This window comes from Mycolicibacterium arcueilense (genome assembly GCF_058536225.1).
This window is the reverse complement of the sequence record NZ_JBZTYL010000007.1, coordinates 1,553,478-1,577,949: the sequence shown is the minus strand read 5'-3', so window position 1 is coordinate 1,577,949 and position 24,472 is coordinate 1,553,478. Positions and strand designations below refer to the sequence as shown.

At 67.7% G+C, this 24,472-nt stretch carries 25 protein-coding genes; 14 read left to right on the top strand and 11 right to left on the bottom strand.

What is annotated here, in order from left to right; translation table 11 throughout:
* The first annotated feature begins 89 nt into the window (after positions 1-89).
* Together AC4LGL_RS11945 and AC4LGL_RS11940 are read left to right on the top strand one after the other, a co-directional pair.
* Positions 90-764: a potassium channel family protein gene (locus AC4LGL_RS11945; protein ID WP_088303980.1), complete on the top strand. Its 675-nt coding sequence runs from the start codon at positions 90-92 to the stop codon at positions 762-764.
* Positions 764-1,432, top strand: a complete 669-nt coding sequence (locus AC4LGL_RS11940; protein ID WP_055113307.1) for a potassium channel family protein — start codon at positions 764-766, stop codon at positions 1,430-1,432. The genes AC4LGL_RS11945 and AC4LGL_RS11940 overlap by 1 nt, the downstream gene beginning before the upstream one ends.
* Before the next feature lie 6 nt (positions 1,433-1,438).
* On the opposite strand, the gene AC4LGL_RS11935 is transcribed toward AC4LGL_RS11940, so the two are convergent.
* Entirely contained in the window at positions 1,439-2,134 is a 696-nt protein-coding gene (locus AC4LGL_RS11935) for a DUF3159 domain-containing protein (RefSeq protein ID WP_491838868.1), read from the bottom strand.
* Complete coding sequence (locus AC4LGL_RS11930) at positions 2,131-2,502, bottom strand: OB-fold nucleic acid binding domain-containing protein (protein ID WP_036444904.1); 372 nt, start codon at positions 2,500-2,502, stop codon at positions 2,131-2,133. The genes AC4LGL_RS11935 and AC4LGL_RS11930 overlap by 4 nt, the downstream gene beginning before the upstream one ends.
* 134 nt (positions 2,503-2,636) lie before the next feature.
* Between AC4LGL_RS11930 and AC4LGL_RS11925 the strand changes: the two genes are divergently transcribed.
* Entirely contained in the window at positions 2,637-3,356 is a 720-nt protein-coding gene (locus tag AC4LGL_RS11925; RefSeq protein WP_491838867.1) for an alpha/beta fold hydrolase, read from the top strand.
* Between the two features lie 9 nt (positions 3,357-3,365).
* Here the strand turns inward: AC4LGL_RS11925 and AC4LGL_RS11920 are convergent, their stop codons facing one another.
* Positions 3,366-4,166, bottom strand: coding sequence for a DUF3710 domain-containing protein (locus tag AC4LGL_RS11920; protein ID WP_491838866.1), 801 nt, complete (start codon positions 4,164-4,166; stop codon positions 3,366-3,368).
* Positions 4,166-4,630, bottom strand: a complete 465-nt coding sequence (gene dut / locus AC4LGL_RS11915; RefSeq protein WP_491838865.1) for a dUTP diphosphatase — start codon at positions 4,628-4,630, stop codon at positions 4,166-4,168. The genes AC4LGL_RS11920 and dut overlap by 1 nt, the downstream gene beginning before the upstream one ends.
* A gap of 25 nt (positions 4,631-4,655) precedes the next feature.
* On the opposite strand from dut, the gene AC4LGL_RS11910 reads away from it, so the two are divergent.
* Positions 4,656-5,135: a DUF3093 domain-containing protein gene (locus tag AC4LGL_RS11910; RefSeq protein ID WP_064884471.1), complete on the top strand. Its 480-nt coding sequence runs from the start codon at positions 4,656-4,658 to the stop codon at positions 5,133-5,135.
* 34 nt (positions 5,136-5,169) lie between these two features.
* Here AC4LGL_RS11910 and AC4LGL_RS11905 read toward each other — a convergent pair whose 3' ends face one another.
* Positions 5,170-5,472, bottom strand: a complete 303-nt coding sequence (locus AC4LGL_RS11905; RefSeq protein WP_019344626.1) for a DUF4193 domain-containing protein — start codon at positions 5,470-5,472, stop codon at positions 5,170-5,172.
* Between the two features lie 165 nt (positions 5,473-5,637).
* Between AC4LGL_RS11905 and cei the strand changes: the two genes are divergently transcribed.
* Positions 5,638-6,288: an envelope integrity protein Cei gene (gene cei, locus AC4LGL_RS11900; RefSeq protein ID WP_491838864.1), complete on the top strand. Its 651-nt coding sequence runs from the start codon at positions 5,638-5,640 to the stop codon at positions 6,286-6,288.
* Here the strand turns inward: cei and AC4LGL_RS11895 are convergent.
* Positions 6,262-7,110: an inositol monophosphatase family protein gene (locus AC4LGL_RS11895; RefSeq protein ID WP_491838863.1), complete on the bottom strand. Its 849-nt coding sequence runs from the start codon at positions 7,108-7,110 to the stop codon at positions 6,262-6,264. The genes cei and AC4LGL_RS11895 overlap by 27 nt on opposite strands.
* Before the next feature lie 157 nt (positions 7,111-7,267).
* Here AC4LGL_RS11895 and ppgK point away from each other — a divergent pair, with 157 nt between their 5' ends.
* Both ppgK and AC4LGL_RS11885 read left to right on the top strand, forming a co-directional pair.
* A complete protein-coding gene (gene ppgK, locus AC4LGL_RS11890; protein ID WP_491838862.1) occupies positions 7,268-8,089 on the top strand; it encodes a polyphosphate--glucose phosphotransferase in 822 nt (273 codons plus the stop codon).
* Between the two features lie 205 nt (positions 8,090-8,294).
* On the top strand, positions 8,295-9,740 hold the full coding sequence (locus AC4LGL_RS11885) for an RNA polymerase sigma factor (protein ID WP_491838861.1): 1,446 nt from the start codon (positions 8,295-8,297) through the stop codon (positions 9,738-9,740).
* Between the two features lie 89 nt (positions 9,741-9,829).
* Here the strand turns inward: AC4LGL_RS11885 and AC4LGL_RS11880 are convergent, their stop codons facing one another.
* Positions 9,830-11,272 carry a histidine phosphatase family protein gene (locus tag AC4LGL_RS11880; RefSeq protein ID WP_491838860.1) on the bottom strand — a complete coding sequence of 481 codons (1,443 nt, stop codon included), beginning with the start codon at positions 11,270-11,272 and terminating at the stop codon, positions 9,830-9,832.
* A 283-nt stretch (positions 11,273-11,555) separates the two neighbouring features.
* Here AC4LGL_RS11880 and lipP1 point away from each other — a divergent pair, with 283 nt between their 5' ends.
* Complete coding sequence (gene lipP1 / locus AC4LGL_RS11875; protein ID WP_491838859.1) at positions 11,556-12,485, top strand: LipP1 family hormone-sensitive lipase; 930 nt, start codon at positions 11,556-11,558, stop codon at positions 12,483-12,485.
* A gap of 16 nt (positions 12,486-12,501) precedes the next feature.
* Here the strand turns inward: lipP1 and AC4LGL_RS11870 are convergent, their stop codons facing one another.
* Positions 12,502-14,139, bottom strand: a complete 1,638-nt coding sequence (locus AC4LGL_RS11870) for a flavin-containing monooxygenase (RefSeq protein ID WP_491838858.1) — start codon at positions 14,137-14,139, stop codon at positions 12,502-12,504.
* A gap of 224 nt (positions 14,140-14,363) precedes the next feature.
* On the opposite strand from AC4LGL_RS11870, the gene AC4LGL_RS11865 reads away from it, so the two are divergent.
* Positions 14,364-15,140, top strand: a complete 777-nt coding sequence (locus AC4LGL_RS11865; RefSeq protein ID WP_491838857.1) for an SDR family oxidoreductase — start codon at positions 14,364-14,366, stop codon at positions 15,138-15,140.
* Between the two features lie 5 nt (positions 15,141-15,145).
* Positions 15,146-15,937, top strand: coding sequence for an SDR family NAD(P)-dependent oxidoreductase (locus AC4LGL_RS11860; RefSeq protein ID WP_491838856.1), 792 nt, complete (start codon positions 15,146-15,148; stop codon positions 15,935-15,937).
* Positions 15,938-16,007: 70 nt separating this feature from the next.
* On the opposite strand, the gene AC4LGL_RS11855 is transcribed toward AC4LGL_RS11860, so the two are convergent.
* Positions 16,008-17,075, bottom strand: coding sequence for an acyl-CoA dehydrogenase family protein (locus AC4LGL_RS11855; RefSeq protein ID WP_491838855.1), 1,068 nt, complete (start codon positions 17,073-17,075; stop codon positions 16,008-16,010).
* A 142-nt stretch (positions 17,076-17,217) separates the two neighbouring features.
* On the opposite strand from AC4LGL_RS11855, the gene AC4LGL_RS11850 reads away from it, so the two are divergent.
* The gene (locus tag AC4LGL_RS11850) at positions 17,218-18,108 is read left to right on the top strand and encodes an IclR family transcriptional regulator (protein ID WP_491838854.1); all 891 of its coding nucleotides are present in this window, start codon (positions 17,218-17,220) and stop codon (positions 18,106-18,108) included.
* Between the two features lie 8 nt (positions 18,109-18,116).
* Here AC4LGL_RS11850 and AC4LGL_RS11845 read toward each other — a convergent pair whose 3' ends face one another.
* On the bottom strand, positions 18,117-19,214 hold the full coding sequence (locus AC4LGL_RS11845; RefSeq protein WP_491838853.1) for an acyl-CoA dehydrogenase family protein: 1,098 nt from the start codon (positions 19,212-19,214) through the stop codon (positions 18,117-18,119).
* 74 nt (positions 19,215-19,288) lie between these two features.
* Here AC4LGL_RS11845 and AC4LGL_RS11840 point away from each other — a divergent pair, with 74 nt between their 5' ends.
* The gene (locus AC4LGL_RS11840; protein WP_491838852.1) at positions 19,289-20,290 is read left to right on the top strand and encodes an acyl-CoA dehydrogenase family protein; all 1,002 of its coding nucleotides are present in this window, start codon (positions 19,289-19,291) and stop codon (positions 20,288-20,290) included.
* On the opposite strand, the gene AC4LGL_RS11835 is transcribed toward AC4LGL_RS11840, so the two are convergent.
* Positions 20,240-21,676: a wax ester/triacylglycerol synthase family O-acyltransferase gene (locus AC4LGL_RS11835; protein WP_491838851.1), complete on the bottom strand. Its 1,437-nt coding sequence runs from the start codon at positions 21,674-21,676 to the stop codon at positions 20,240-20,242. The two genes, AC4LGL_RS11840 and AC4LGL_RS11835, sit on opposite strands and share 51 nt — an antisense overlap.
* A 145-nt stretch (positions 21,677-21,821) precedes the next feature.
* On the opposite strand from AC4LGL_RS11835, the gene AC4LGL_RS11830 reads away from it, so the two are divergent.
* The gene (locus tag AC4LGL_RS11830) at positions 21,822-23,468 is read left to right on the top strand and encodes an AMP-binding protein (protein WP_491838850.1); all 1,647 of its coding nucleotides are present in this window, start codon (positions 21,822-21,824) and stop codon (positions 23,466-23,468) included.
* Complete coding sequence (locus AC4LGL_RS11825; protein WP_491838849.1) at positions 23,465-24,454, top strand: alpha/beta hydrolase; 990 nt, start codon at positions 23,465-23,467, stop codon at positions 24,452-24,454. The genes AC4LGL_RS11830 and AC4LGL_RS11825 overlap by 4 nt, the downstream gene beginning before the upstream one ends.
* The last annotated feature ends 18 nt before the right edge of the window (positions 24,455-24,472 follow it).

Genomic DNA, 24,472 nt, shown 5'->3' with positions numbered 1-24,472 from the left:
CGAACACGAAAAGTCGTCACAAAGCTGTAGCGTTCGAGTGCAACGGTTAAGCGCAACAGCGCTCCTCTGTCACCGGAAAGGACCGTCGGGTGCGTGTAGTCGTCATGGGGTGCGGCCGGGTGGGCGCGTCCCTCGCAGACAGCCTGGCCCGCATCGGCCACGAGGTCGCGGTCATCGACCGCGACACCACCGCGTTCCACCGGCTCTCGCCGGAGTTCGCCGGTGAGCGTGTGCTCGGGATGGGCTTCGACCGTGACGTGCTGCTGCGCGCCGGCATCGAGGAGGCCGGGGCGTTCGCCGCGGTGTCCTCGGGCGACAACTCCAACATCATCTCGGCGCGGGTGGCCCGTGAGACGTTCGGCGTCGAGCGCGTGGTGGCCCGTATCTACGACGCCAAGCGTGCTGCCGTCTACGAACGGCTGGGGATCCCGACGGTGGCGACCGTGCCGTGGACCACCGATCGTCTGCTCAACGTGCTCACCAGGGAGACCGAGACCACCAAGTGGCGCGATCCCTCGGGCAACGTGGGCGTGGCCGAACTTCCGCTGCACCAGGATTGGGCCGGGCACCTGGTCACCGATCTGGAGGCGGCCACGGGTGGCCGCGTGGCCTTCATGATCCGGTTCGGCAACGGCTACCTTCCCGAACCCAAGACCGTGATCCAGGCCGGCGACCAGGTGTACGCGGCCGCGGTATCCGGGCACATCGCCGAGGCGCTGGCCATCGCGGCGCTGCCGCCGAGCGAGGACTTGGAGTCGCACTGATGAAGGTTGCCATCGCCGGGGCCGGGGCCGTGGGTCGCTCCATCGCCCGCGAGTTGCTCGAGAACAACCACGATGTGACGCTGCTGGAGCGCAATCCCACCCACATCGACGTCGATGCCATCCCGGCCGCACACTGGCGGCTCGGCGATGCCTGTGAGCTCACCGTGATGGAGTCGGTCAAGCTCGAGGAATTCGACGTGGTGATCGCGGCGACCGGTGACGACAAGGTCAATGTCGTGGTCAGCCTGCTGGCCAAGACCGAGTTCGCGGTGCCGCGGGTGGTGGCCCGCGTCAACGACCCCCGGAACGAGTGGCTGTTCGACGAGAACTGGGGTGTGGACGTGGCGGTGTCGACACCGCGCATGCTCGCCTCGCTCGTCGAGGAGGCTGTCGCCGTCGGCGACCTCGTGCGCCTGATGGAGTTCCGCAAGGGGCAGGCCAACCTGGTCGAGATCACCCTGCCCGATGACACCCCGTGGGGCGGCAAGCCCGTCAAACGGCTCGAGCTGCCGCGCGACACGGCCCTGGTGACGATCCTGCGCGGAGCCAGGGTGATCGTGCCCGAATCCGACGACCCCCTCGAGGGTGGGGACGAGCTGCTGTTCGTCGCGGTCACCGAGTCCGAGGACGAGCTGCGCGAACTGCTGCTGCGTCCGGCGCCGCGCTAGGCCGCCTCAGTCGGCGCTCTGCGTCGTATCCTGCGCGTGCACAGCGCGCTGGGCGGCCCTGATGGCCAGATACGTCACCAGCGCGGCCACGGCGGTCAGCGGCCAGCCCATCGCGATACGTGCGAAACCCAACCAGCCGGTCTGGTCGGAGTCGTACAGATACTGCTGCACCAGAAACCGCGACCCGAACACCGCAACCCAGGTGAGGGTGGCGATGTCGAATGCCAGCACCGCCTTACCGACCTCGCGCCAGGCCCGGTCGTGGGTGTTCACCCAACCCCAGATGTAGCCGACCACCGGGCGCCGGACGATCACCGACACCCCGAACAGCACCGCGTACACCAGAGAGCTCCAAATGCCAAGCAGGAAATAGCCTTTCGACTCCCCCACCACGTAGGCGATCAGGGCACTGACGCCCACGGCGAAGAATCCCGACACCGCGGGCTGAACGGATTCGCGGCGGATCAACCGCCAGATGAGGATCAGTGTCGCCACGCCGAGCGCGGCTGCGATCGCCGGCATCAGGCCGAACGCCGTGGACACCGGGACGAACACCACCACCGGCAGCGACGAATAGATCAGGCCGCTGACGCCGCCCATCTGGTCCAGCACCGCACGTCCGCCGCCATGGGCAGGAGTCAGCGCCGGGTCACTCTCGGGGGGTTCAGGTGCGTTGCCTGTGTCCTCTTCGGGTTGGCTCACTTCTGAATTTCGTAGCGGGGGTTGTAAATCGCCTTCGCGCCGTTCTCCAGCTTGCCGACGCGGCCGTGCACCCTCAGAGTGCACCCCGATTCGATGCCCGGAATACGGCGCTGTCCCAGCCACACCAACAACACCGTGTCGGTACCGTCGAACAATTCGGCCTTGATGCCGCCGGAACACCCCTTGCCGTTACATTCCACGCTGCGCAGGGTGCCGACCATCGTCACTTCCTGGCCGCGCTGAGCGTCGATCGCTTTCAGCGCGCCGGTGTTGGCGGCCTCATCGCTGAGCTCTTCGACATCAAGCTGTTCGGGGTCTTCCGTCAGGCGTCGCGTAAGCCGGCGCAGATACCCTTCGGCCGTAGCCATGGCCTCTCCTGACCTTCTGCGGATCCACTGTGAATCCGCCCAACCAACGCCACCGTAGACCTCTTGTGCACCGAATGCCACGTGGGGTGTGGGTCGGCACGCCGACGATTTGACCGGGCAGGCACGATCGTGTGATGAGCGTCATTCTGCGCGGTGTTCCCACCGTTCTCCTGCCCGGCACCGGGTCCGACGACAACTACGTCTACCGGGCATTTTCCGATGCGCTGCATGATGCCGGCGCGCTGGTGGTGACCCCGCCACCGACTCCGGACCGGCTCGTCGAGGGCTACCTGCAGGCGCTGGACGACGCCGCCCGGTCCGGCCCCATCGCGGTCGGCGGAGTGTCCATCGGCGCCGTCGTGGCGGTGCGGTGGGCGTTGGACCATCCCGGCCGGGCCGTGGCGGTGCTGGCCGCCCTGCCGCCGTGGACGGGGACCTCCCAGCACGCCCCCGCGGCGCTGTTGGCCCGGCAGTCGGCGGATCTGCTGCGCCGGGACGGGCTGGCGGCCACGGTGGCCCAGATGCGGGCGTCCAGCCCGCCGTGGCTCGCCGACGAGCTGGCCCGGTCCTGGGTGGGTCAGTGGCCCACCCTGCCCGACGCGATGGAGGAAGCGGCCGGTTACCGCGCACCCGGCAGTGCCGAACTCGAACAACTTCGGATACCGATGGGCGTCGCGGTCGCCACCGACGATCCGGTGCACCCGGCCGAGGTCGGCTACGAATGGGTGACTGCCGCACCGCAGGCGGCGTTGCGCTCGGTCACGCTCGAACAGATGGGGCTCGACACCGGCGTGCTGGGGGCCGCATGTGTGGCGGCGCTGCAGGAGGCCGCCAGCGACACTGTCGCGAGCTGAGGCGGGGCCTCAGCCGCCGGTGATGGTGCGCAGCTGCTGCATCGCCGAGCCCTGCACGCTGCGCCGGGCCACCGGCTCGGCCGGCGGCTGGTCCTGCGGCGGGGACTGTGACGCAGCTGCGAGCTGCTGGGCGGCCTGCTGCATCGCGGCCTGCTGCGCCGCGGCCTGAAGTTGGGCGGCCATCGGCTCGGGCAGCTCCACCTGCAGCGGTGTGCGTACCGGCAGGGGGGTGTCCCCGCGACGAATCACGGTGTCAGCCAATGATGCCCGGGCCTCGTCGGCCAGTGCGTCGATGGTTTCCGGGGCGCCGTTGACCACACAGCGCACCATCCAGCGGTAGCCGTCGACACCGATGAACCGCACCACACCGCCATTACCCGCGCCGACCACCTCGCGGCCCCACGGGCCGTCCTGGATGGCCACGGAGCTGGCGTCCTTGCGCAGCGACTCGGCGAGCTCACCGGCCACCTCACGCCAGAGGCCTGCGCTCTTGGGCGCGGCGTAGGCGGCGATGGTGAACCGCCCGTTGGGCGTCACCACCCATACCGCGCTGGGCGCCCCGGCCTCGTTGAGCTCAACCTGCACCTGACCGCCGTCGGGCATGGGGATCAAGACCGAGCCGAGATCGAGCCGCCCCTGCACCGCGACGGCGGGGTCGTCGAAGTCCTCGACTTCGAACGGGCCCTGATCATCGGCCCAGTCGTCGCTCTGGTCCTCGTCAGCCGCTTCTGCCGCAGCCGGTTGTTCGACAACCTGCTCATCAGCTGTGCCGTCTGCCGAATCGTTGTTCTTGCGTTTTCCGAATGCCATCACAAACTCGCATGTCCGCCGGAGGAACCGTGGCCGCCATCGCCACGGGAGGTGTCAGCCAGGCCCGCCTCGTCGAACGAGGTCACCTCGACCAACTCGGGCAGTTCTACCCGCTGAACCAACAGCTGGGCAATCCGGTCACCGCGGTTGATCACGATCGGCGTGTGCGGATCGAGGTTGATCAGCGAGACCTTGATCTCGCCGCGGTAGCCGGCATCTACGGTGCCCGGGCTGTTGACGATCGAAAGACCCACGCGTGCAGCCAAACCCGAACGCGGGTGGATCAGGCCCACCATTCCGTGCGGAATGGCCACGGCCACGCCGGTGGGCACGAGCTCCCGTTGCCCGGGGGCCAGCTCGACATCGCGCGCGCTGTAGAGGTCTACGCCCGCGTCACCATCGTGCGCCCGGCTGGGCATCGGTAGTTCGCGGTCCAATCGGACGACCGCCAGAGAGGTGGACACGACGTCACAGATTACTCTGAGCCGCGTGTCAGACACGCGCGCAACCGCCCAAAGCGTTCACTACCGCGAACGTTTGTGGGTGCCCTGGTGGTGGTCGCTGCCCGCTGCGGTGCTGGCAGGAGTGATCGCATTCGAGATCGGGCTGGCCGCGCCGGCGATCCCGGCGTGGTTGCCGTACGTGCTCCTGTTCGGCGTGGCGGCGGCTGTGCTGATGTGGTTCAGCAAGACCGAGTTGAAGGTCGTGCGCGACAGCGGGGGCGACACCGAGTTGTGGATCGGTGACGCGCACCTGCCGACGAGCGTCATCTCGCGCGCCGCGGAGGTCCCGCGGTCGGCGAAGTCGGCGGCGCTGGGCCGTCAGCTCGATCCCGCCGCCTACGTGGTGCACCGGGCCTGGGTAGGCCCGATGGTCCTGGTGGTGCTCGACGATCCGGATGACCCCACCCCGTACTGGTTGATCAGTTCGAGGCACCCGGATCGGGTCCTGGCGGCGCTCCGCGGCTGAGCCGCGAATTCAGCGCCAGCGGCTGAGCCGCCGGTCAGGCGGCGCAGTCCGTGCAGATCATCACGCCGTTCTTCTCGCTTGCCAGCCGGCTCCGGTGATGCACCAGGAAGCAGCTGGAGCAGGTGAACTCGTCGGCCTGCTTCGGGACCACCCGTACCGACAGTTCCTCGCCGGACAGGTCTGCGCCCGGCAGCTCGAACGACTCGGCCGATTCTGATTCATCGACATCCACCACGGCGGACTGCGCCTCGTTGCGCCGCGCCTTGAGCTCCTCGAGCGAATCCTCAGAAACCTCGTCTGCTTCGGAACGCCGCGGAGCGTCGTAGTCGGTAGCCATCGTCTGTGTCCCCTCCCTTACCTTGCAGCAGAGCTTTGTACCAGCGTCGAACGCATTCCCCAAATGATTCGTGCCCGTATTGCCACACGTTTCACTGTGATTTACATCACAGTACCGTCTGAGCTCTGGTGCGTCAGCGAACACCGTTGCCCTTAGAGTGCATGTGTGGTCGCGCAAATCACCGACGGCACCGCCTTCGACCGACACGGTCGACCGTTCCGTCGGCGCAGTTTCGTTCCCGGCATCGTGCTGTTCGTTGCACTTGCGGTCGTGACGATGATCGTGTGGATCATCGCGCTCAACCAACCGACCGATGTGCACGTTGCCGCGGTCTGCAACAACCCGCCGCCGGCCGCTGATCCGGCGGCCCCGAAGCTGGGCGAACAGGTGGCCTTTTCGGCGATGACCGACGTCACTCCGGCCCCGCTGGCCGAGACCAGGATCCGCGTACTCAACGCCAGCGGCCAGGGCGGGCAGGCCGGCGAGGTGGCCGGCGCACTGCGCGATCTGGGATTCGCCCAACCCGAGGCGGCCAACGACCCGATCTACGCCAACACCCGGCTGGAATGCCAGGGCCAGATCCGGTTCGGCCCGTCCGGCCGCGCCGCTGCCGCAGCGGTCTGGCTGGTGGCCCCGTGCACCGAGCTCTTCCAGGACGAAAGGCCGGACGCCACAGTCGATCTGGCACTCGGCACGGAGTTCAGTGAACTCGCCAGCAACGACGACATCCGGGCCGTGCTGGCCAGCCTGCGACCCGACGCCACCGCTCCGTCGGATTCCGCACTCCTGTCAAAGATCCATACCGCCGCCTGCTAGCGCGTCGCGCAGACCGTCGGCGATGCCCGGCGCCGACGCCGCCGCATACTCGGCGCCGGGTGCGGTCGGCAACCACACCGTCGCCCCCGCTTCGGCCGCGATCAGCGCCGCCGCCGCCCAGTCCCAGACCTGGACGTCCTCTTCGTAATAGGCGTCCAACCGGCCGGCGGCAACCATGCACAGGTCGAGCGCGCACGAACCGATGCGACGCACGTCGCGCACCGCGGGCAGGATGTGTGCCAGCACACCGCCCTGCCTCGCGCGCCGGTCGGGATCGTAGGAGAACCCGGTACCCACCAGCGCCATCGACAACTCGTCGACGGCACTGCACCGCAACGGGGTCCGCACCCCTGCCCGCACCACCTCGGCGCCGTGCCCGAGTGCGGCCGAGTACACCTCGCCGGCGGGCACATTCGCCACGGCCCCGGCCACCGACCGGCCGTCGTACTGCGCGGCCACCGACACCGCGTAAGCCGGGATGCCGTAGACGAAGTTCACGGTGCCGTCGATCGGGTCGAGCACCCAACTCAGGCCGTCACGCCCTTCCTGCTGGCCGCCCTCCTCCTCCCCCAGGATCGCCTCTGACGGCCGCAACACCGCCAACCGCTCACGCAGCCACCGTTCGGTTTCGGTGTCGACGATCGTGACGGGGTCGGTCGGGGTGCTCTTGGCTCTCACGGCTCCCGGGGCCGGCGCCCCGTCGGAGTCCGCGGCGGCACCGAACACCTCGGCGCGCCGGCGCGCGACGAACTCTGCGGCTTCGGTGGCAAGTTGCTCGGCCACCGCCCTCAGGGCGGGAGCATCGAAACTGTTGTCGGTCACGGCTCTATCGCAACACCTTCCGACGGAAAAGTCGCTTCCGGGGGGATGCCGGACCGCACGCGCGGGCGTTGGCGAGCAACTAAGGTGGGGGCGCGCTTGGTTTGTCCCTACCCCTGTCCGACAGCATCCTCACCGCCTGTCCCTCAAAGGAGCACCCATGACCGCACCCGACGCGCCCGCGCCAGATCCGGTTTCCTCCGAAGCGCCTCAACGCCGCGGATTCGGCGTCGACGTCGGCGGCAGCGGGATCAAGGGCGGCATCGTCGACCTCGACACCGGACAACTCGTCGGCGAGCGGTTCAAGCTCGACACGCCGCAGCCGTCCACCCCGGAATCGGTGGCGAAGACAGTGGCTGCGGTGGTGGCCGAGTTCGGCTGGACCGGCAAGGTGGGCGTCACCTACCCAGGGGTGGTCACCGAAGGCATCGTGCGCACCGCGGCCAATGTCGACAAGGGTTGGATCGGCGTCAACGCCTCCGAGGTGATCAGCACCGCTCTCGGCGGACTGCCGGTGCGCGTACTCAACGACGCCGACGCCGCGGGCCTGGCCGAGGAACACTACGGGGCGGGCAAGGACAACTCCGGTGTCGTGGTGCTGTTGACCTTCGGCACCGGCATCGGCTCGGCGGTGATCCACAACGGGGTGTTGTTGCCCAACACCGAGTTTGGCCACCTGCAGGTCGACGGCAAGGAAGCCGAGCACCGCGCCGCCTCGTCGGTCAAGGAGCGCAAGGATTGGAGTTACGCGCGCTGGAGCGAAGAGGTGAACAAGGTTCTGGTGACGATCGAGAACGCGATCTGGCCGGACCTGTTCATCGCCGGCGGCGGCATCAGCCGCAAGTCGGACAAGTGGCTCCCCCTGCTGAAGATCCGCACCCCGATCGTGCCTGCGGCGCTGCTCAACACCGCAGGCATCGTGGGGGCGGCCATGGCCAGTCAGGTACCGGGGGCCACCGACCCGCAAGCTACCAATCGGTAACTTTGCCGGGTTGGGTCGGTCACGTGTCGAAATTTGCCGCTCGGCACGGTGAACTCCCACACTGTCGTTACAATGGTCCTCGGCGGCCGCCTACCGAATAGCGGTGAATATCCCAGCCGATAAGAACGCCAACATTCGATAGCAGACGCTTTCGGTGGACTATGCCCATACCCACCGAGAATTTCGCGAGACCGAAAGGGTGTACGTGGCAGCGACAAAAGCAAGCCCGGCGACCGACGAGCCGGTGAAGCGCACCGCTACCAAGACTCCCGCCAAGAAGGCCCCGGCCAAGCGGGCAGCCAAGAGCACTGCAGCCAAGGCCGAGGGCGGCACCGCCACCAAGCGCGCTCCCGCCAAGAAGGCGCCCGCCAAGAAGGCCGCCAAGGCCACGGCGAGCAAGCCCGAGGACGTCAACGACGATCTGGAGACCACCGACGACCTGGAGGCAGGTCCAGGCGAGGATCTCGACGTCGAGGACACCGACCTCGAGCTCGACGACGATCTCGGCAGTGACGACGACGTCGAGGAGTCGGGCGACGACGAGGACGACGAGGACGAGGCCGAGGAAGGCAAGGACGCCAAGGCAGCCGCACCGGCCGCGGGCAAGGCGGCCAAGTCCGACGAGGAGCATCCCGAGCCGTCCGAGAAGGACAAGGCCTCCGGCGACTTCGTCTGGGACGAGGAAGAGTCCGAGGCACTGCGGCAGGCACGCAAAGACGCCGAGCTGACGGCCTCGGCCGACTCCGTCCGCGCCTACCTCAAGCAGATCGGCAAGGTCGCGCTGCTCAACGCCGAGGAAGAGGTCGAACTCGCCAAGCGCATCGAGGCCGGGCTGTTCGCCACCCAGAAGATGGCTGAGTTCGTCGAGAAGGGCGAGAAGCTCACCACTCAGGTGCGACGCGACTACCAGTGGATCTGCCGCGACGGCGATCGCGCGAAAAACCATCTGCTGGAAGCCAACCTGCGTCTGGTGGTGTCGCTGGCCAAGCGCTACACGGGCCGCGGCATGGCGTTCCTGGACCTGATCCAGGAAGGCAACCTCGGTCTGATCCGCGCGGTCGAGAAGTTCGACTACACCAAGGGTTACAAGTTCTCGACGTACGCCACCTGGTGGATCCGTCAGGCCATCACCCGCGCCATGGCCGACCAGGCCCGCACCATCCGTATCCCGGTGCACATGGTCGAGGTGATCAACAAGCTCGGCCGTATCCAGCGCGAGCTGCTGCAGGACCTGGGTCGCGAGCCCACGCCCGAAGAGCTGGCCAAGGAAATGGACATCACGCCGGAGAAGGTGCTGGAGATCCAGCAGTACGCGCGTGAACCCATCTCGCTGGACCAGACCATCGGCGACGAGGGTGACAGCCAGCTCGGTGACTTCATCGAGGACTCCGAGGCCGTCGTGGCCGTCGACGCCGTGTCGTTCACGTTGCTGCAGGATCAGCTCCAGTCGGTGCTGGAGACGCTGTCCGAGCGCGAGGCGGGCGTGGTCCGGCTGCGGTTCGGCCTCACCGACGGTCAGCCTCGCACGCTCGACGAGATCGGCCAGGTCTACGGCGTCACGCGTGAGCGCATCCGCCAGATCGAGTCCAAGACCATGAGCAAGCTGCGCCACCCCAGCCGCTCGCAGGTGCTGCGCGACTACCTGGACTAGGTTCCGGGTCGGGAAGCCGACAGACAACGAGACCGGCCCCCTCCGTTCGACGGAGGGGGCCGGTTTCTTACTTGCCGTCCGAATCTTTCTTACTTGCCGTCCGAATCGGCGGAAGCCTTTCCGGACGCGGCGCCGCCACGCGAAGTGCTTGCCGCGCCGGCACTCTCGGACACCTTCTTCGCAACGTCCTTGATGCCGGTGACCGAGGACTTCACCGTCGACCTCAGCTGACCGGCGATATCGGAAACGCCGGCGCGAGCCTGCTCGCCGGCCCGCCTGGTATCCGCGAAGGCCTTCCCGGGCCTGACGAGGTTGCCGCGCGACAGATCCGTTGCACCCTTACCTCGCAGCGAGGCCGTCACCTTCTCGGCCACACTGCTGTGATCGGACCCGGCCGATGCCTGCGCTTCCTTCGGGTCGGACACCTCAGCGTTGAGCGACTTCAGCATGTCCGTGGCCGAACCGCTGGTCGGGACAGCACCCTTGACCGGATCGGACACCTTGTCGGTGAGCTCGGATACCGGCTCCGGATCCGGGACGCTCACCTTGCCGATGGCCTTGTCGACCCGCTTGATGACCTCGGCATTGATCGCCCGGTTGAACTTGGCCACCGAGAACGAGGCATCGGCCATACTGCGGTTGATCGCCGTCGCCACCTTGATCACGTCGCCGGTGGCGAAGGCGTCCGTCACCTGTTTCATGGCGGCATCGAGCTGGCGGGTCAGCGTCCGCATCTGCAGCCCGACCTCATGCCCCAGTGTCGCCTCGGGACTGAACCGCTGGCCGTTCCAGTCCACGACGGTCCAGCCGTCCTCGGGGTTTCCCTCGATGACGACGTAGTCGGTGTTGCCCAGCGCATGCTGGCTCAGCAGCATGCCCTTCTCCGCCAAGGTGAGGTTCTTGGCGTTCATCATGGTCCAGAACATGATGGTGCCGCCGTGCGAGAACACGACGACGTTGCGGTCACCCTTGTCGTACATGGTCTTCAACGCGCCGTCGACGCGCGCGTCGAACTCGTTGCCGTCGATCGAACCCGGGATTCGGGCGCCGAGCTGACCGGCGAACGCCCACGCGATCGGCGCCTTGAGGTAACCGTCCAGCGCACCGCTCTCGGGTGTGCCCTCGTAGTCGCCGGCCTCGATCTCCTGCAGGCCGGGCAGCACCTGGATCGGCAGGCCCAGATATGCCGACATCGGTTCCGCGGTCTGCTGGGTGCGGATCATCTGCGACGCGTAGATCGCGTCGTAGTTGTTGTCCCCCAGCTTGTCGGCCACCGCCTGAGCCTGCTCACGGCCCAGCGGGGTGAGCGAAGGCCCCGGCGTCGAGGTGTCGATGTTGCCCGACGTGTTGCCTGCGGACTGACCGTGACGCACGAAGGTGACCCGCATGTTCTCGGCAGCCCATGCGGGCAGCACGGACATCACAAAAAAGCCGAAGGCTATCAGCATGATGCCCAGGCCTCTCCACGTCGTTCTCGAACGACGACGCACAGCGGGTGCGGCGCCGTTGTCGAACCTGCTTGGTCGGACCATTTCCCCTCCATCTATCAGGTGGTCGAGCACGTCGTGGTGACAGCTCGGATCTGCCCGGACGAATACGACTCCCCGACTGAGGGTTTCGACGAGAGGCAACCGATTTCCGGGTGTCGACCGCCTCACTGCGCCGGGCCATGTGATCGTGCGCACTCACCGCGCGTCCGGGCGCGGCAGTCCCGCTCAGCGGTACAGCGGGAACCGGATTCCCCATGTCTCACTGCGCGGTACACCGCAGTCGGAGACAGGGCCGATGTGATGTTGTGAAGCGCAGGAGGCGGATATGAAGGTCGATCCGGAGATCGCAGCGCTACTGCCCGCGCTGAATGCCGGTTTCCCGGCTGTCGAGACGATGGGCGGAACCGAGGCCAGGGCCGCCGTGCGATCCCGGTACCGACCGCCGCCGCAGCCCCGCCCGATCGGGGCGATCGAGGAGCGGACGTTTCCGGGACCCGCCGGCGACATTCCCGTCCGGATCTATTGGCCGGCAGTGCCATCCGGCGTCCCGGCACCGATGGTGGTGTTCGCGCACGGCGGCGGGTTCGTGTTCTGCGACCTCGACACCCACGACGATCTGTGCCGATCACTGGCCAATGGCATCGGTGCGGTGGTGGTGTCTGTCGACTACCGCTTGGCGCCCGAGGCGCGGTGGCCGGCAGCGGCCGAGGACGTGTACGCCGCGCTGTGCTGGGTCGCGCGCCGAGGCACCGAACTCGGCGGTGACGCGGCGAAGCTCGTCGTCGCGGGCGACAGTGCCGGCGGCAATCTCGCCGCCGTGACCACAATTCTTGCCCGTGAGCGCGGCGGGCCGGAGATCGCTTGTCAGGCACTGCTGTATCCGGTCATCGCAGCGGACTTCGACACCGAGTCGTACCGGAGATTCGCCACCGGTTTCTACAACACCCGGGCCGCCATGGCGTGGTACTGGGATCAGTACGTTCCCGACACCGGGGACCGAGCCCATCCACAGGCCGCGCCACTGCACGCGGACCTGCGGGGACTGCCGCCTGCGGTGATCGTCACCGCGGGCTTCGACCCGTTGCACTCCGAAGGCGAAGACTACGCGGCAGTGCTTGCCGCCCACGGGGTTCCGGTTGTGTACCGCAACTATGCCGGCGCCATCCACGGGTTCATGACCATGCCGTCACTGACGTTGGCCGGCCAGGCCGCACAGCAGGTGTGCGCGGATATCCGCGCCGTGCTGGACTCCTGAGCCTCCGCAGCGGCCCCTATCCGGTCAGATCCTGGTGGATGTCAAAGCCCTTGTACCCGGCGGCAGCGACATCGGCGATGATCTCGCCGTACACGCCGAAACCGCCGACGAATGGCATGAACACCCGCGGTTTGCCGGGAATGTTCGCCCCGAGGTACCACGAATTCGCCTGCGGCATGAGGGTTCCTGCGGCACGTCGGGTGCATTCGGCCACCCACTCGGCGGCGGCGTCTTCACGGGCCTCGATCGCCGGAGCTCCGTGGGCGTCGAGGTAGGCGATCGCATCGGCCACCCAGTTCAGGTGCAGCTCCGAATGCAGCACCATGTTGGCCAGCACCGAGGGCGCGCCCGGACCAGCGATGTTGAAGACGTTCGGGAAGCCCGGCACACCCAGGCCCAGGTAGGTCGCGGGCCCCTCGGCCCACGCCTCGTTGAGGGTGCGCCCGCCCCGGCCGACCACATTCAGTTTCTGGACCGATCCGGTCATCGCGTCGAATCCGGTGGCCAGCACCAACGCATCCACGTGGTAATGCGCATCGGTGGTATCGATACCCGACGGGTCGATCCGCTCGATCGGCGTCGCCCGCAGATTCACCAACGAGACATTGTCCCGGTTGAAGGTCTGGAAGTAGTTGTCGTCGGTGCAGATTCGCTTCGCACCGATCGGATGATCCTTCGGAATCAACACGTCGGCCACCGCCGGGTCGTCGATCACGGCGCGGACCTTCTGCTCCCAGAACAGTCGTGCGGTGTCGTTGGCCTCGATGGTGACCAACTGGTCCGGGAAGGCCTTGGAGAACAACACTCCGCCCAGCTCCCAGCGCCGCTCGTAAGTCTGCTGCAGTTCCTCGGCAGAGACGTCCAGGGCGGACTTGGGATGGGGCTGGTGCGGTGAACCGCCGCCGCTGAGCATCGAGAGCCTGCGACGTTCGGCGTATCCGGCCTTCTGCGCGGCCCGCGTCTCATCGTCGAGCGGAATGTTGCCGGCCGGCACGCTGTAGTTCGGGGTGCGCTGAAAGACGATGAGCTGCTCGGCTTGCCGGGCGAGGTACGGAATCGCCTGGATACCGGAGGATCCGGTACCGATCACACCGACCCGCTTGCCGGTGAAATCAACGCCTTCGTGCGGCCAGTGTGCGGTGTGATAGACCTCGCCCGCGAACGATTCGAGACCCTCGATCGCGGGAATGTTCGCGTTGGACAGCGGTCCGACCGCCAGGATGCAGAAGCGCGCGGAAACCACGTCGCCGCGGTCGGTGCGGACCTGCCAGCGCAACGCCTTCTCGTCGAGCACCATGTCGGTCACCCTGGTCCCGAACGAGATGTCGCGCCGCAGGTCGAACCGGTCGGCCACATGGTTGAGGTAGGCCAGGATCTCCGGTTGGGTGGCGTACTTCTCGGTCCAGTTCCACTCCTGTTCGAGATCCTTGTCGAACGAGTAGGAGTAGTCGACGCTTTCGACGTCGCACCGGGCGCCCGGATAGCGGTTCCAGTACCAGACTCCGCCCACGCCGTCGGCGGCCTCGAACACGCGGACCGAAAGGCCTTGCTGCCGAAAGCGATGCAGCGCGTACAGCCCGGCGAAACCGGCTCCGACCACGACGACATCCACTGCAGCAGGTGTTACAGCGGTATCCGACGGAGCTGACTGCACTGTCACAATCGTTGCCTTTCGCTTCACTGTTCGCCTGCGTCACGTTACGAACGACCGGGTGCGCTGGACAGCAGGTGTCTCACTCACCGGTACGACTCCCGCTGGGTGAGACTCACGCCCGGACGACCACCACCGCGGTTATCGTGGCGTTCACCCTGCGGCCGCGGTGTGGCTGCATCAACGCTGGATCCAGCTCGGTTTCAACCTGAAAGGAAGTTGTTGGGATGCAAGCAGATTCGGATAGCTTGTCAGATGTCGTAGCGATCGTCACCGGTGGTGCGCGCGGCCTCGGAGCGTCCTTCGCCCGACAGATCGTCACGCGCGGGGGCAAGGTGGTGATTTCCGACGTACTCGACGACGACGGCGCCGCGCTGGCCGCAGATCTGGGCGGCAACGCGCGCTACATCCACCTCGACGTGACCGATGCCGGGCAGTGGCAGTCCGCGGTGGAGCTCGCCCTGTCTGAGTTCGGCAAACTGAACGGCCTGGTCAACAATGCCGGCATCTCGACCGGCCAGTTCATCGAGCATGAACCGCTCGACCATTTCCGCACCGTGCTCGAGGTGAACCTGGTCGGAGTGTTCAACGGCCTGCAGGCCGTCATCGCCCCGATGCGCGCCGCCGGTGGCGGCTCCATCGTCAACATCTCCTCGGCCGCAGGCCTGATGGGCCTGGCGCTGACGGCCGGCTACGGCGCCTCGAAATGGGGCGCGCGCGGCCTGAGCAAGATCGCCGCGGTGGAACTCGGCACCGACCGGATCCGGGTGAACTCGGTGCATCCCGGCATGACATATACGCCGATGACCGCCCAGGTTGGCATCACCCCGGGCGAGGGCAACTACCCCAACACGCCGATGGGCCGCGTGGGCGAGGCCGATGAGATCTCCGGTGCCGTCTGCTATCTGTTGTCCAGCGCCTCCAGCTACGTCACCGGTGCAGAGATCGCCGTCGACGGCGGCTGGACGGCCGGACCGACCGTGAAATACGTGATGGAACAGTGACGATCATGAAACGACTTGAGGGACGCCGGATCCTGGTGACCGGCGCGGGATCGGGAATCGGGCAGGCCACCGCGCTGCGGCTGCTCGACGAGGGTGCCGCGGTGGTGGGCGCGGACATCTCCGCCGACGGCCTGGACGCCACCCGGCAGAGCGCACAGCAGGCCGGCACCGCTGACCAGTTCACGGTGCTGACGATGGACATCGGTGACGAGGCGTCGGTGGTCGACGGCGTGCGCACCGCGGTCGAGGCGCTGGGCGGACTCGACTCGGTCGTCAACGCCGCCGGGATGCTGCGCGCGGTGCACACCCACGAGATGACGCTGGCGGCCTGGAATCAGATCATCGGTGTCAACCTCACCGGGACGTTCCTGGTGATCCGCGAGGCGCTGCCTGCGCTGCTGGAGAACCCGCAGAGCGTCATCGTGAACTTCAGTTCCACCTCGGCAGCATTCGCCCACCCCTATATGGCGGCCTACGCGGCCAGCAAGGGCGGCATCCAGGCGATGACCCATGCGCTCGCGCTGGAGTACGGCAAGCAGGGCCTGCGGGCAGTCAGTGTGGCACCGGGCAGCATCAAGTCCGGAATCACCGATGCCACACCGGGACTCGTTCCGGCTGACAGCGACTGGTCGCTGTTCGCGAAACTGTCGCCGATCATGCCGACCACTCTGGCCTCTGGTGGTGCCGGCATGGGCGATCCGTCCGCGGTCGCCGGGGTGATCGCCATGCTGGTGTCCGACGACGGCGCGTTCATCAGCGGCACCGAGATCCGCATCGACGGCGGCACCCACGCCTGATCCCGAGCGACGAAAATGGTGGGCGGCACCGATCTTGGTGCCGCCCACCATTTTTCGCCGTGCCGCCAGGTCAGAGCGACACCATCTTTGACTCGGTGACCACGGTTGCCAGGCCTACGTGGGCATCCCGCCACAACCGCTGCACCGGGTTGCCGCGGCGCAGGGCGTCGACGTTCGAGTGACAGACGATCTCATCGAGCGCCCGCACTGCCCGGCGAGCCGCGGCGATCTGATCGCGGCGTGCGCGGGCTCGCATCCCGGTGTCGATCGAGCCGTCCAGCACCCGGTTGAAGGACGCGGTGAGCGTGTCGAGCAGCACCAGCCGCGACGCCCGGATCTCGGCGGCCGCATGTTCTTCGACCGGTCCGTCGGCACCGGTCACCTCGACATGGTGACTCAGTGCGCCCTCGGCCATGCCGATCACCGCGGCCGTGATTCCCAGCGGCGCGATGGTGCTGAGCGGGATGTGGTAGATCGGGTTGCGCAGGCCGGCATGTCCCGGCGCGGTGCCGTCGACGATGCGGTTGTGGTTCAGCAGCCGATGTCCGGGGATGAACACGTCGTCGATCGTGATGTTCTTACTTCCGGTGCCGATCAGTCCGATGGCATTCCAGGATTCGTCGTCGATCCGCAGATCTTCCCGCGGCACAAGCGAATACCCCAGGCCCTCGGCGTCGCCGGTGCCGACGACCCGGGCGCCGACGACAACCCACTCGCAATGGTCGATGGCCGCGACCGATCGCCACTCCCCCGAGAGCCGGTAGCCCCCGTCGACGGGCAGGAGCACGCCGGCCGGTGTATGAGCCGAGGCGATCCAGACATCGGAGTCGGCCTCCCACACCTCGTCGCGCAGCCGCCGGCCGGCCGAGGCCAACGCCCACGGCGGCACGCCGACCGAACCGGCAACCCAGCCCGCCGCCCCGTCCAGCCGGGCGATCTCGAGCACCGCCTCGGCGAAGTCACCTGGGTGCGTTTCGATGCCGCCGAACTCCTCGGGCTGCAGCATGTGCATCACGCCCGACTCACGCAGCGCCTCGACGGCCCGACCGTCGAGCCGGCCGAGCTTCTCGTTGACGGGCCCGAGTGCCAGTATCAGATCGGCATTCTCGTGGATGCCGTCCAGAACGTCCCTGGTCATTTCAACACCACGCATCGAAAACTCCTTGTCGCGCGTATCGCATGTTGCCCACCATGGTGAGGTACCGCACCTTTACGCTTGCGCCGGGATCTCGCTGAGTGAGATTGTGGGGGACTCAGTGATCGACGTCCTAGGGGGCGCAGTGCCGGCATCCACCAGAAACGCGACGGCTCGGCCACGCGCCGAATCCGGTGAGGCGGCCGTTTCGATGGTGGATCGCGTCGCCCTGATCCTCAACTCCTTCGATGAACCCGGCAAACATCTACGGCTGGATCAGATCGCCACGCGCACGGGGCTGCCCCGGTCCTCGGTACATCGCATCCTCAAACAGCTGCACAGCGCCGGCCTCCTGCAACATCGCCCGGACGGCTATTCGCTGGCGGCCTCCCCGCTGCCGGTGACCCGGATGATCGACCACTCACAGCTACGCAGCGTGGCGTCACCGACCCTGTCCCGACTCCATGCCGACACCGGTCTCGTGGTCCACCTCGGCGTGCTCTTCGGCGGTGATGTCATCTACCTCGACAAGGTGGCCGGACGCAACAGCGCGGTGGTGCCCACCCGCGTCGCGGGCCACACGCCCGCGCACGCCAGCGCCTTGGGCAAGACCATGCTGGCCGAGCTTCCCGCCGAGGAGGTCGATGCCGTCCTGGGGCCGCGCCTGGCCCGGTCCACCCGGTCCACCATCAGCGATCTGGAGACGCTGCACCGCGAACTCGCGCGGATCCGGTCGCGCCACGGGCTCGCCTACGACAACGAGGAGCTGGCGATCGGTCTGACCAGCGTGGCGGCGCCACTGCGCTCGGCCGACGGCGAAGTGGCAGGACTGTCGTTGACGGGCGCGGTTCCGTTGCATCGCCTGCAGCGCACGGCCCCGTTCGTGATCAGGGCGGCCCGGCACATCTCCCAGCAACTCGGCTCCCAGCAAACAGGTGCGCGCGATTCCACCTCGATGGCCAGCTCCCAGGCGCAGGCCACCGACAACATGCTGTCGCGCGTGCTGCGGACACTCACCTCCGACGCCTGGGTCTGACCGGCCGGCTACCAGACGATCTCGTCGACCTCCATGCCGAACGAGTGTCGGCCGACGAGCGAGAGCACCTGCTCCACGTTGCTGGCAACGTGGGTCTGCGCGGTCTGGACATCGCGCCACACCCGTTCCACTAGCGAGTCCCCGATAGCATCACCATGCGAGTGCGCCATGAACGTTCGGATCGCCGCGACAGCGCGCCGGGAGGCCAGTACCTGGTCCCGCCGCGATCGCAGCACCAGGTCGTTGCCGGGCGCCAGATCGCCGCGCGCGCAGTCCATGAGATCGCCGAGGTTGCGTTCGATCTGCCGGTTCGACAGGTCGAGATCGCTGCACGCCATGGCCACCGGATCAACCGGCGAACCCCGCCCGGGCCGCAGTGCGGACAACACGTTCTCGGCCGCGCCCAGCAGTGGAACCGTACCCGTGTGGGTGTACATGGTGGGCTGCGGCAACCGGTACAGCGGAGCCAGCGAGCTGAGCTGGTCGCTGCTGACCCAGCCGAACGTGCGGTACCGCGGCACGACCGCACCCGAGACGACGACGTCGTGGGCACCGATACCGCGCAATCCCACGCTGTTCCACGTCGATTCCACGACGTAGTCCTGACGCGGCACCAGCGCCACCAGGAAGTCCTGGGCCGCACCGTCCTCACCGACCAGCACCGCGGCGGCCATCAGCCACGACGCGTGCAGGATTCCGGTGCACCGGCTCCACCGGCCCGACAACCGGAATTCGTCCCCGACGCGTTCGAGCCGACCGGTAGGCGCATACGACTCACAGAGCAGGGTCCGTGGATCCGGGCCCCACACGTCGCGCTGGGCCCGGTGATCGAACAACGAGAGATGCCAGGTGTTGACGCCCAACCCACCGGCCAGCCATCCCGTGGAGGTACACGCCGCTGACAGCTCACGGGTGACCGCCAGGTACTCCGCCGGGTCGGCCTCGGTCCCGCCGAACGCCTTGGGCCGCAGCATCGCAAAGAAGCCGGCATCGTGCAGGCCGGTGATCACCGAGGGATCGACGGCACCGGTACGGTCGACATCGGCCGCGGCCGCGGCGATCGCCGGCAGTGCCTGGCGTACTGCGCCGCGCACATTCTGCGTCATCGTTGCCGCCCTGTCCTGCCCGTCCGGTGTGTCACCATCGTGAATACCATTCGTCGCCCTTCCCAGGAGGTCATATGGCCGAGCCGCCCGGTGCGCCCGACGTCGAGCCCAGCCGCTCGGCCGCTGAATCGATTGCCGTCGTGCGTGATTCGGGATCCGGCCGGTTGTTGCAGCCGGTGCGATACGGCGGGCGGGCAGTGCCGCCGGCCGAGTTCCTCACCGCGGTGGCCGACCTCGCCGAGCGCGACGGGTCGACGGGATGGCTCGCGGCGGCCGTCAACGCCGCCGCCTACGCGGTGGCCGGGCTGGGCGACCCTGCCGCCGAACGGGTGTGGGGCGCCGACGCCCGTGCATTGGTGACCGCTGATGCGGATCCGGTGGGACGGTTGGCCGCCGGCGACGGCCAGTTTCGGCTCACCGGTCGCTGGGAATCGGTGACCGGCGCCCACGTCGCGGACTGGCTGCTGCTGGGCGCCCTCGACGGCGAGACGGTCCGGTACGCCCTTGTCCCCCGCAGCGCGGTCCAGGTGGACGGCGACGGCGGCCCGCGTGGTCTGGACGCGGCCGGAATCGGCGATGTCACAGTGTCGGACGTGGTCCTCGACAGCAACTCTCTGTTCGCCCTGTCTGACGACACGGCCTGGGACAGAGGCGAATTCGACGATGATCGACCTCCCTACCCCCTTCTTGCCGCAGCCGGGCAGGCGGCAGCCGTCGTCGGCGCCGCCTCCGGGGTGTGGCAGGCGCACGTCGGTCAGGTCCGCCGGCGGCTGGGCACCTCGTACGGCAGCGAGGACACCACCGAACTGACGGCCTCGGCGGTACTGGTGGCGACGGCGGAATCCGACATCGACGCCGCTCGGCTGCAACTGTCCACAGCACTGAGTGCCGATGCCGACAGCGCGGCCTCGGCGCTGCGCCAGGCCGTCACCCGCGCGCGCAATGCCGCCGACGAACTGTTGAGCAGCGGCAACCGCCACGCACTCGATGTGACGGACCCGGTGACCCGGCTGTGGTTCGACGTCCTAGCCGGATACCGCCTGACGATCCGGCGCTCGATGCCCGCCGTCGACTGAACCGGCGCGCGCCGCCAACTCGGCCAGAACCTGCGGCACCCGGTCGGCGATCCCGTACGGATCCGACACCTGATCGCCACAGGTGAGCACGCAGATCGCCATCTCGTCGCGGTAGCTCCAGCCGGTGAAGTTCAGGCCCATCGGGAACACGATCGGCCCCGACGAGATCAGCTGCTCGATCGGCGCACCGCCCCAGTACAACGTTTCCTGCGGACCGCGCATGTTGGATGCGATCAGGCTGAACATCGGACGGCGCTTCATCTTGGCCCCGAGGATCGGCAGCACACGCGAGTACAGCCAGAACAGCGGCCAATACTCCATCCAGTCATGCTGCAGCCAGGCGTCCCGCTCGGCCTGCACCTCGCGCGCTGCCCGGGTGGCCGATGCGACCGCCGCCAGGCGCTCCACCGGGTCGGCGATGTGGGTGGCGAGGTCGACGTTCCAACGCGCCACCTTGTTGCCCCATTCGGCCTCGGTTTCGGCCGGCCGCATCGACACGGGCACCACGGCGGTCATGCTCTCGTCACTGGCCTGTCCGGTCTCGGCCAGGTAGTCGCGCAGGGCGCCACCGCAGATGGTCAGGAACACATCGTTGATGGTGACGCCGAATGCCTTGGACACCCGCTTGATCTCGGTGACGTCGCACCGTCGGTAGGCGAATCGACGGCTGGCCGAGAACGGTTCGTTGAACGGCATCGCCGGTGCGGCGAAAGCCTCTGCGTAGCCCGGCTTTCCGGCCTTCTGCCGGCGGCGGATCACCCCGGTGACGGCCACGGTGCGGGCGATGATGCTGGGGAAACGGGCCAGCGCGGCGATCTGGTGACGCAGCACCAGCGGCCACCAGACCCATGGTGCGGGCCGCTGCTCGTTGCGCAGTGCGGTCCGCCCCGGCTGCGGTAGCGGGGTCGCCGGGTCGGCGCTGTACAGCGTTTCGAGCAGACGTAGCGAGGCGGTGCCGTCGGCGACGGCATGGTGGATCTTGAGTACCAGGGCGATGCGGCCGTCCTTGAGGCCTTCGACGTACCAGAGCTGCCAGGCCGGCCGGTCGCGGTCCAGGGCCACCTCGAAGATCTCGCCGATGGTCGCGGCGAGCTCCTCGTCACCACCGGGCGCGGGAGCCGTGGTCCGCTGGACGTGGTGTTCGATATCGATCTCCGGACGCGACACCCACCACGGCCGGCCGAAGCCCACCCGTGGGGACAGCAACTGCCACTGCATCGGTTCGACCTGATCGACCCAGCCCTGCACGGCGCTCTTGATCCGGTCGAACGTGAGCGGTTCAGAAACCTGGTCGGGATCCAGAACGACGGCCTTCATCGTGTGTTGCGGTTGGACCGAGCTCTCCCATGCCAGAAAGCTGTTGTCCTCGCCCTTCAAACGCCGCATTCTCAACCTCGCTTGTCCGCCGCCGATACGGCTCTCCTGTGGCTGCCATCACTCTTCACCAATCGTGTGTCCCAGGAGACAAGCTGTCTCGGCCAGCGAGACTTCAGGGCCCGCACCGGGCCCGATGCGACCTACGGTTTGCGCCATGAAGCGAGCTACTCTGCGCCCATCCAGCCTCGCCGCCAGGATCAACCGGTTCCGCGTGATCGCCCGTAGCCTCGCCGTGCTGCGTGAGTCCGGCCTGTCCGGTGGAGCGGCCGACGGGATCCGGCAGGCAAAGTTGGTCCGCCAGTTCGGCGGCTTCGCCGCCGTCATCGAAAGTGCCGCGACCCGCGATCCCAACGCCATCGCGATCACCGACGAATGGGGTGACGTGACGTTCGCCCAACTCAACGACCGGGTCAATGCCCTTGCCCGGGCCTGGAACTCACGCGGCATCGGTGCGGGCTCGGTGATCGCGGCGCTGTGCCGGGACCACCGCGGCCTGGTCACCGTCCTGGCCGCGGCCGGTAAGGTCGGGGCGCAGCTCCTGCTGATGAACACCGGGTTCGCCAAGCCGCAGCTCGCCGATGTGGCAACCCGCGAGAAGGTCACCGTGCTGATCTACGACGAGGAGTTCACCGACCTCGTCAGCGCCATCGATCCGGGCGTACGCCGATTCCTGGCCTGGACCGACGAACGCTCGGCCGCCGACGTCGAGGGTTCATTGGAAGGTCTGATCGCCGCCACCTCGCCGGCACCGGTCGCCGCGCCCGCCAAACCCGGCGGCATGACGCTGCTGACCAGTGGCACCACCGGCACACCCAAGGGCGCCCCGCGCGGCAAGACCTCTCCCCTGTTCTCCGCACAGTTGCTGGACCGGGTGCCGCGCCGCCGCGGTCAGACCTGCATGCTGGCCGCGCCGATGTTCCACGGCACCGGGCTCGGGCAGGCCGTGCTCTCGCTGGCCCTGGGCAACCGCCTGGTGCTGCGGCGGAAGTTCAACCCGGAGGAGACGCTGCGCGCGGTCCAGAACCACCACTGTGACGTACTGGTCGTCGTGCCCACGATGCTGCAGCGAATCCTGGCTCTGCCCAAGGATGTTCGCGACAGCTACGACACCTCGTCGCTGAAGATCATCTTCGTCTCGGGCTCGGCCATGCCGCCCGACCTGGTCACGCGCACCCTGGCCGAGTTCGGTCCGGTGCTCTACAACCTCTACGGCTCAACCGAACTCGCGGTCATGACCGTGGCGATGCCCGAAGATCTGAAGCACGATCCACGCACCGCCGGCCGGGCCCCGGTCGGGTGTGCCGTCCGCCTGTACGACTCGGCGGGCAACGAGATCACCGAACCCGGTGTGATCGGACGGGTATTCGCCGGCAGTGACGTGAGCTTCGCCGGCTACACCGACGGCCGCACCAAGGAATCGATCGACGGATTGCAGAGCAGCGGGGACGTCGGCCACTTCGACGACACCGGCCGCCTCTACATCGACGGCCGTGACGACGACATGGTGATCTGCGGTGGCGAGAACGTCTACCCACTGGAGGTCGAGAACCTGATCACCAGCCATCCCGAGGTCGACGAAGTGGCGGTGATCGGGGTCAGCGACGACGACTTCGGCCAGCGGCTCAACGCCTACGTGGTGCTCGTCGACGGGGCGACGCTGGGCGCCGATGAGATCAAGGCCTATGTGCGGGCGAACCTGGCCCGGTACAAGATTCCCCGCGACGTCGAGTTCCTCGGCAAGCTGCCCCGCAACGCCACCGGCAAGGTGCTGCGCGGCGAGCTCACCGGAGGTGCCCGGTGAGCGGCTCACGCACCACCGAAGACACCATGAAGCGCGAGGTCGCCGGCCGGATGGGCGACGCGTTCGCCCCGATCCTCGAAGGCAGCAGTGACCCGATCGAGGCGGCGGCCGAGGTACGGGCCCGGCTCAAGGCCAGCCGCCGGCCGGCCCAGCCCGTTCCGGTGGGCAAGGTCGAGGACCGCACCGTTCCCGGTCCCGCAGGTGAGATCCCGGTCCGGATCTACCATCCGGCGGACCCCGAGCCTGGCACTGCCTTGCCCGTACTGGTCTATTTCCACGGCGGCGGATTCGTGCTGTGTGATCTCGACTCACACGACTCGTGCTGCCGCAGGCTCGCCAACGGCATCGGCGCGATCGTGGTCTCGGTCGACTACCGGCTGGCACCCGAGCACCCCTACCCCGCCGCGGTCGAAGATGCCTGGGCGGCAACAGAATGGACGGCTGCCCACGCCGTCGAGCTCGGCGCTGACCCGGCCCGGATCGTGATCGCAGGCGACAGCGCGGGCGGCAACCTGGCTGCCGTGATCGCCATGACAGCCCGCGACCGGGGCGGACCCGCGATCGCGTTGCAGTTGCTGATCTACCCGGTGGTGGATCAGCGTCGCAAGTCGTCGCTGTCCAGCCCGCACACCAAGAGCGGGGTGCTGACCGCCGAACACATGCAGTGGTTCACCGCCCAATACCTCGGCGCGAGCGGCGCGCAGGCCGAGGTGTCGGCATCGCCGATTCTCGGTGACCTGACCGGACTTCCGGATGCGCACGTGCTCACCGGGGCCCTGGATCCGCTGTGCGAGGAAGGCGAGGAGTACGCCCGCCTGCTCGCCGCCGGCGGCGCGACAGTGAGCGTCCGGCGTTACGAGCGGGGCTTCCACGGCTTCTTCAACCTCGCCGACCATCTGCCCGCTGCGGCGGAGGCCACCGAAGACGTGTGCGCCGTCGTCCGCGACGCCCTGAAGTCCGACCTGAACAACCAAGACCACACCTGAAAACCACTGAAAGGCAAC

Bases quoted from the DNA above. Each gene is read 5' to 3' on its own strand.
- AC4LGL_RS11940 (WP_055113307.1), top strand. From the start codon at position 764: ATGAAGGTTGCCATCGCCGGGGCCGGGGCCGTGGGTCGCTCCATCGCC.
- AC4LGL_RS11930 (WP_036444904.1), bottom strand. From the start codon at position 2,502: ATGGCTACGGCCGAAGGGTATCTGCGCCGGCTTACGCGACGCCTGACG.
- AC4LGL_RS11925 (WP_491838867.1), top strand. From the start codon at position 2,637: ATGAGCGTCATTCTGCGCGGTGTTCCCACCGTTCTCCTGCCCGGCACC.
- AC4LGL_RS11920 (WP_491838866.1), bottom strand. From the start codon at position 4,166: ATGGCATTCGGAAAACGCAAGAACAACGATTCGGCAGACGGCACAGCT.
- AC4LGL_RS11905 (WP_019344626.1), bottom strand. From the start codon at position 5,472: ATGGCTACCGACTACGACGCTCCGCGGCGTTCCGAAGCAGACGAGGTT.
- ppgK (WP_491838862.1), top strand. From the start codon at position 7,268: ATGACCGCACCCGACGCGCCCGCGCCAGATCCGGTTTCCTCCGAAGCG.
- AC4LGL_RS11880 (WP_491838860.1), bottom strand. From the start codon at position 11,272: ATGGTCCGACCAAGCAGGTTCGACAACGGCGCCGCACCCGCTGTGCGT.
- lipP1 (WP_491838859.1), top strand. From the start codon at position 11,556: ATGAAGGTCGATCCGGAGATCGCAGCGCTACTGCCCGCGCTGAATGCC.
- AC4LGL_RS11865 (WP_491838857.1), top strand. From the start codon at position 14,364: ATGCAAGCAGATTCGGATAGCTTGTCAGATGTCGTAGCGATCGTCACC.
- AC4LGL_RS11860 (WP_491838856.1), top strand. From the start codon at position 15,146: ATGAAACGACTTGAGGGACGCCGGATCCTGGTGACCGGCGCGGGATCG.
- AC4LGL_RS11855 (WP_491838855.1), bottom strand. From the start codon at position 17,075: ATGACCAGGGACGTTCTGGACGGCATCCACGAGAATGCCGATCTGATA.
- AC4LGL_RS11845 (WP_491838853.1), bottom strand. From the start codon at position 19,214: ATGACGCAGAATGTGCGCGGCGCAGTACGCCAGGCACTGCCGGCGATC.
- AC4LGL_RS11840 (WP_491838852.1), top strand. From the start codon at position 19,289: ATGGCCGAGCCGCCCGGTGCGCCCGACGTCGAGCCCAGCCGCTCGGCC.
- AC4LGL_RS11835 (WP_491838851.1), bottom strand. From the start codon at position 21,676: ATGCGGCGTTTGAAGGGCGAGGACAACAGCTTTCTGGCATGGGAGAGC.
- AC4LGL_RS11830 (WP_491838850.1), top strand. From the start codon at position 21,822: ATGAAGCGAGCTACTCTGCGCCCATCCAGCCTCGCCGCCAGGATCAAC.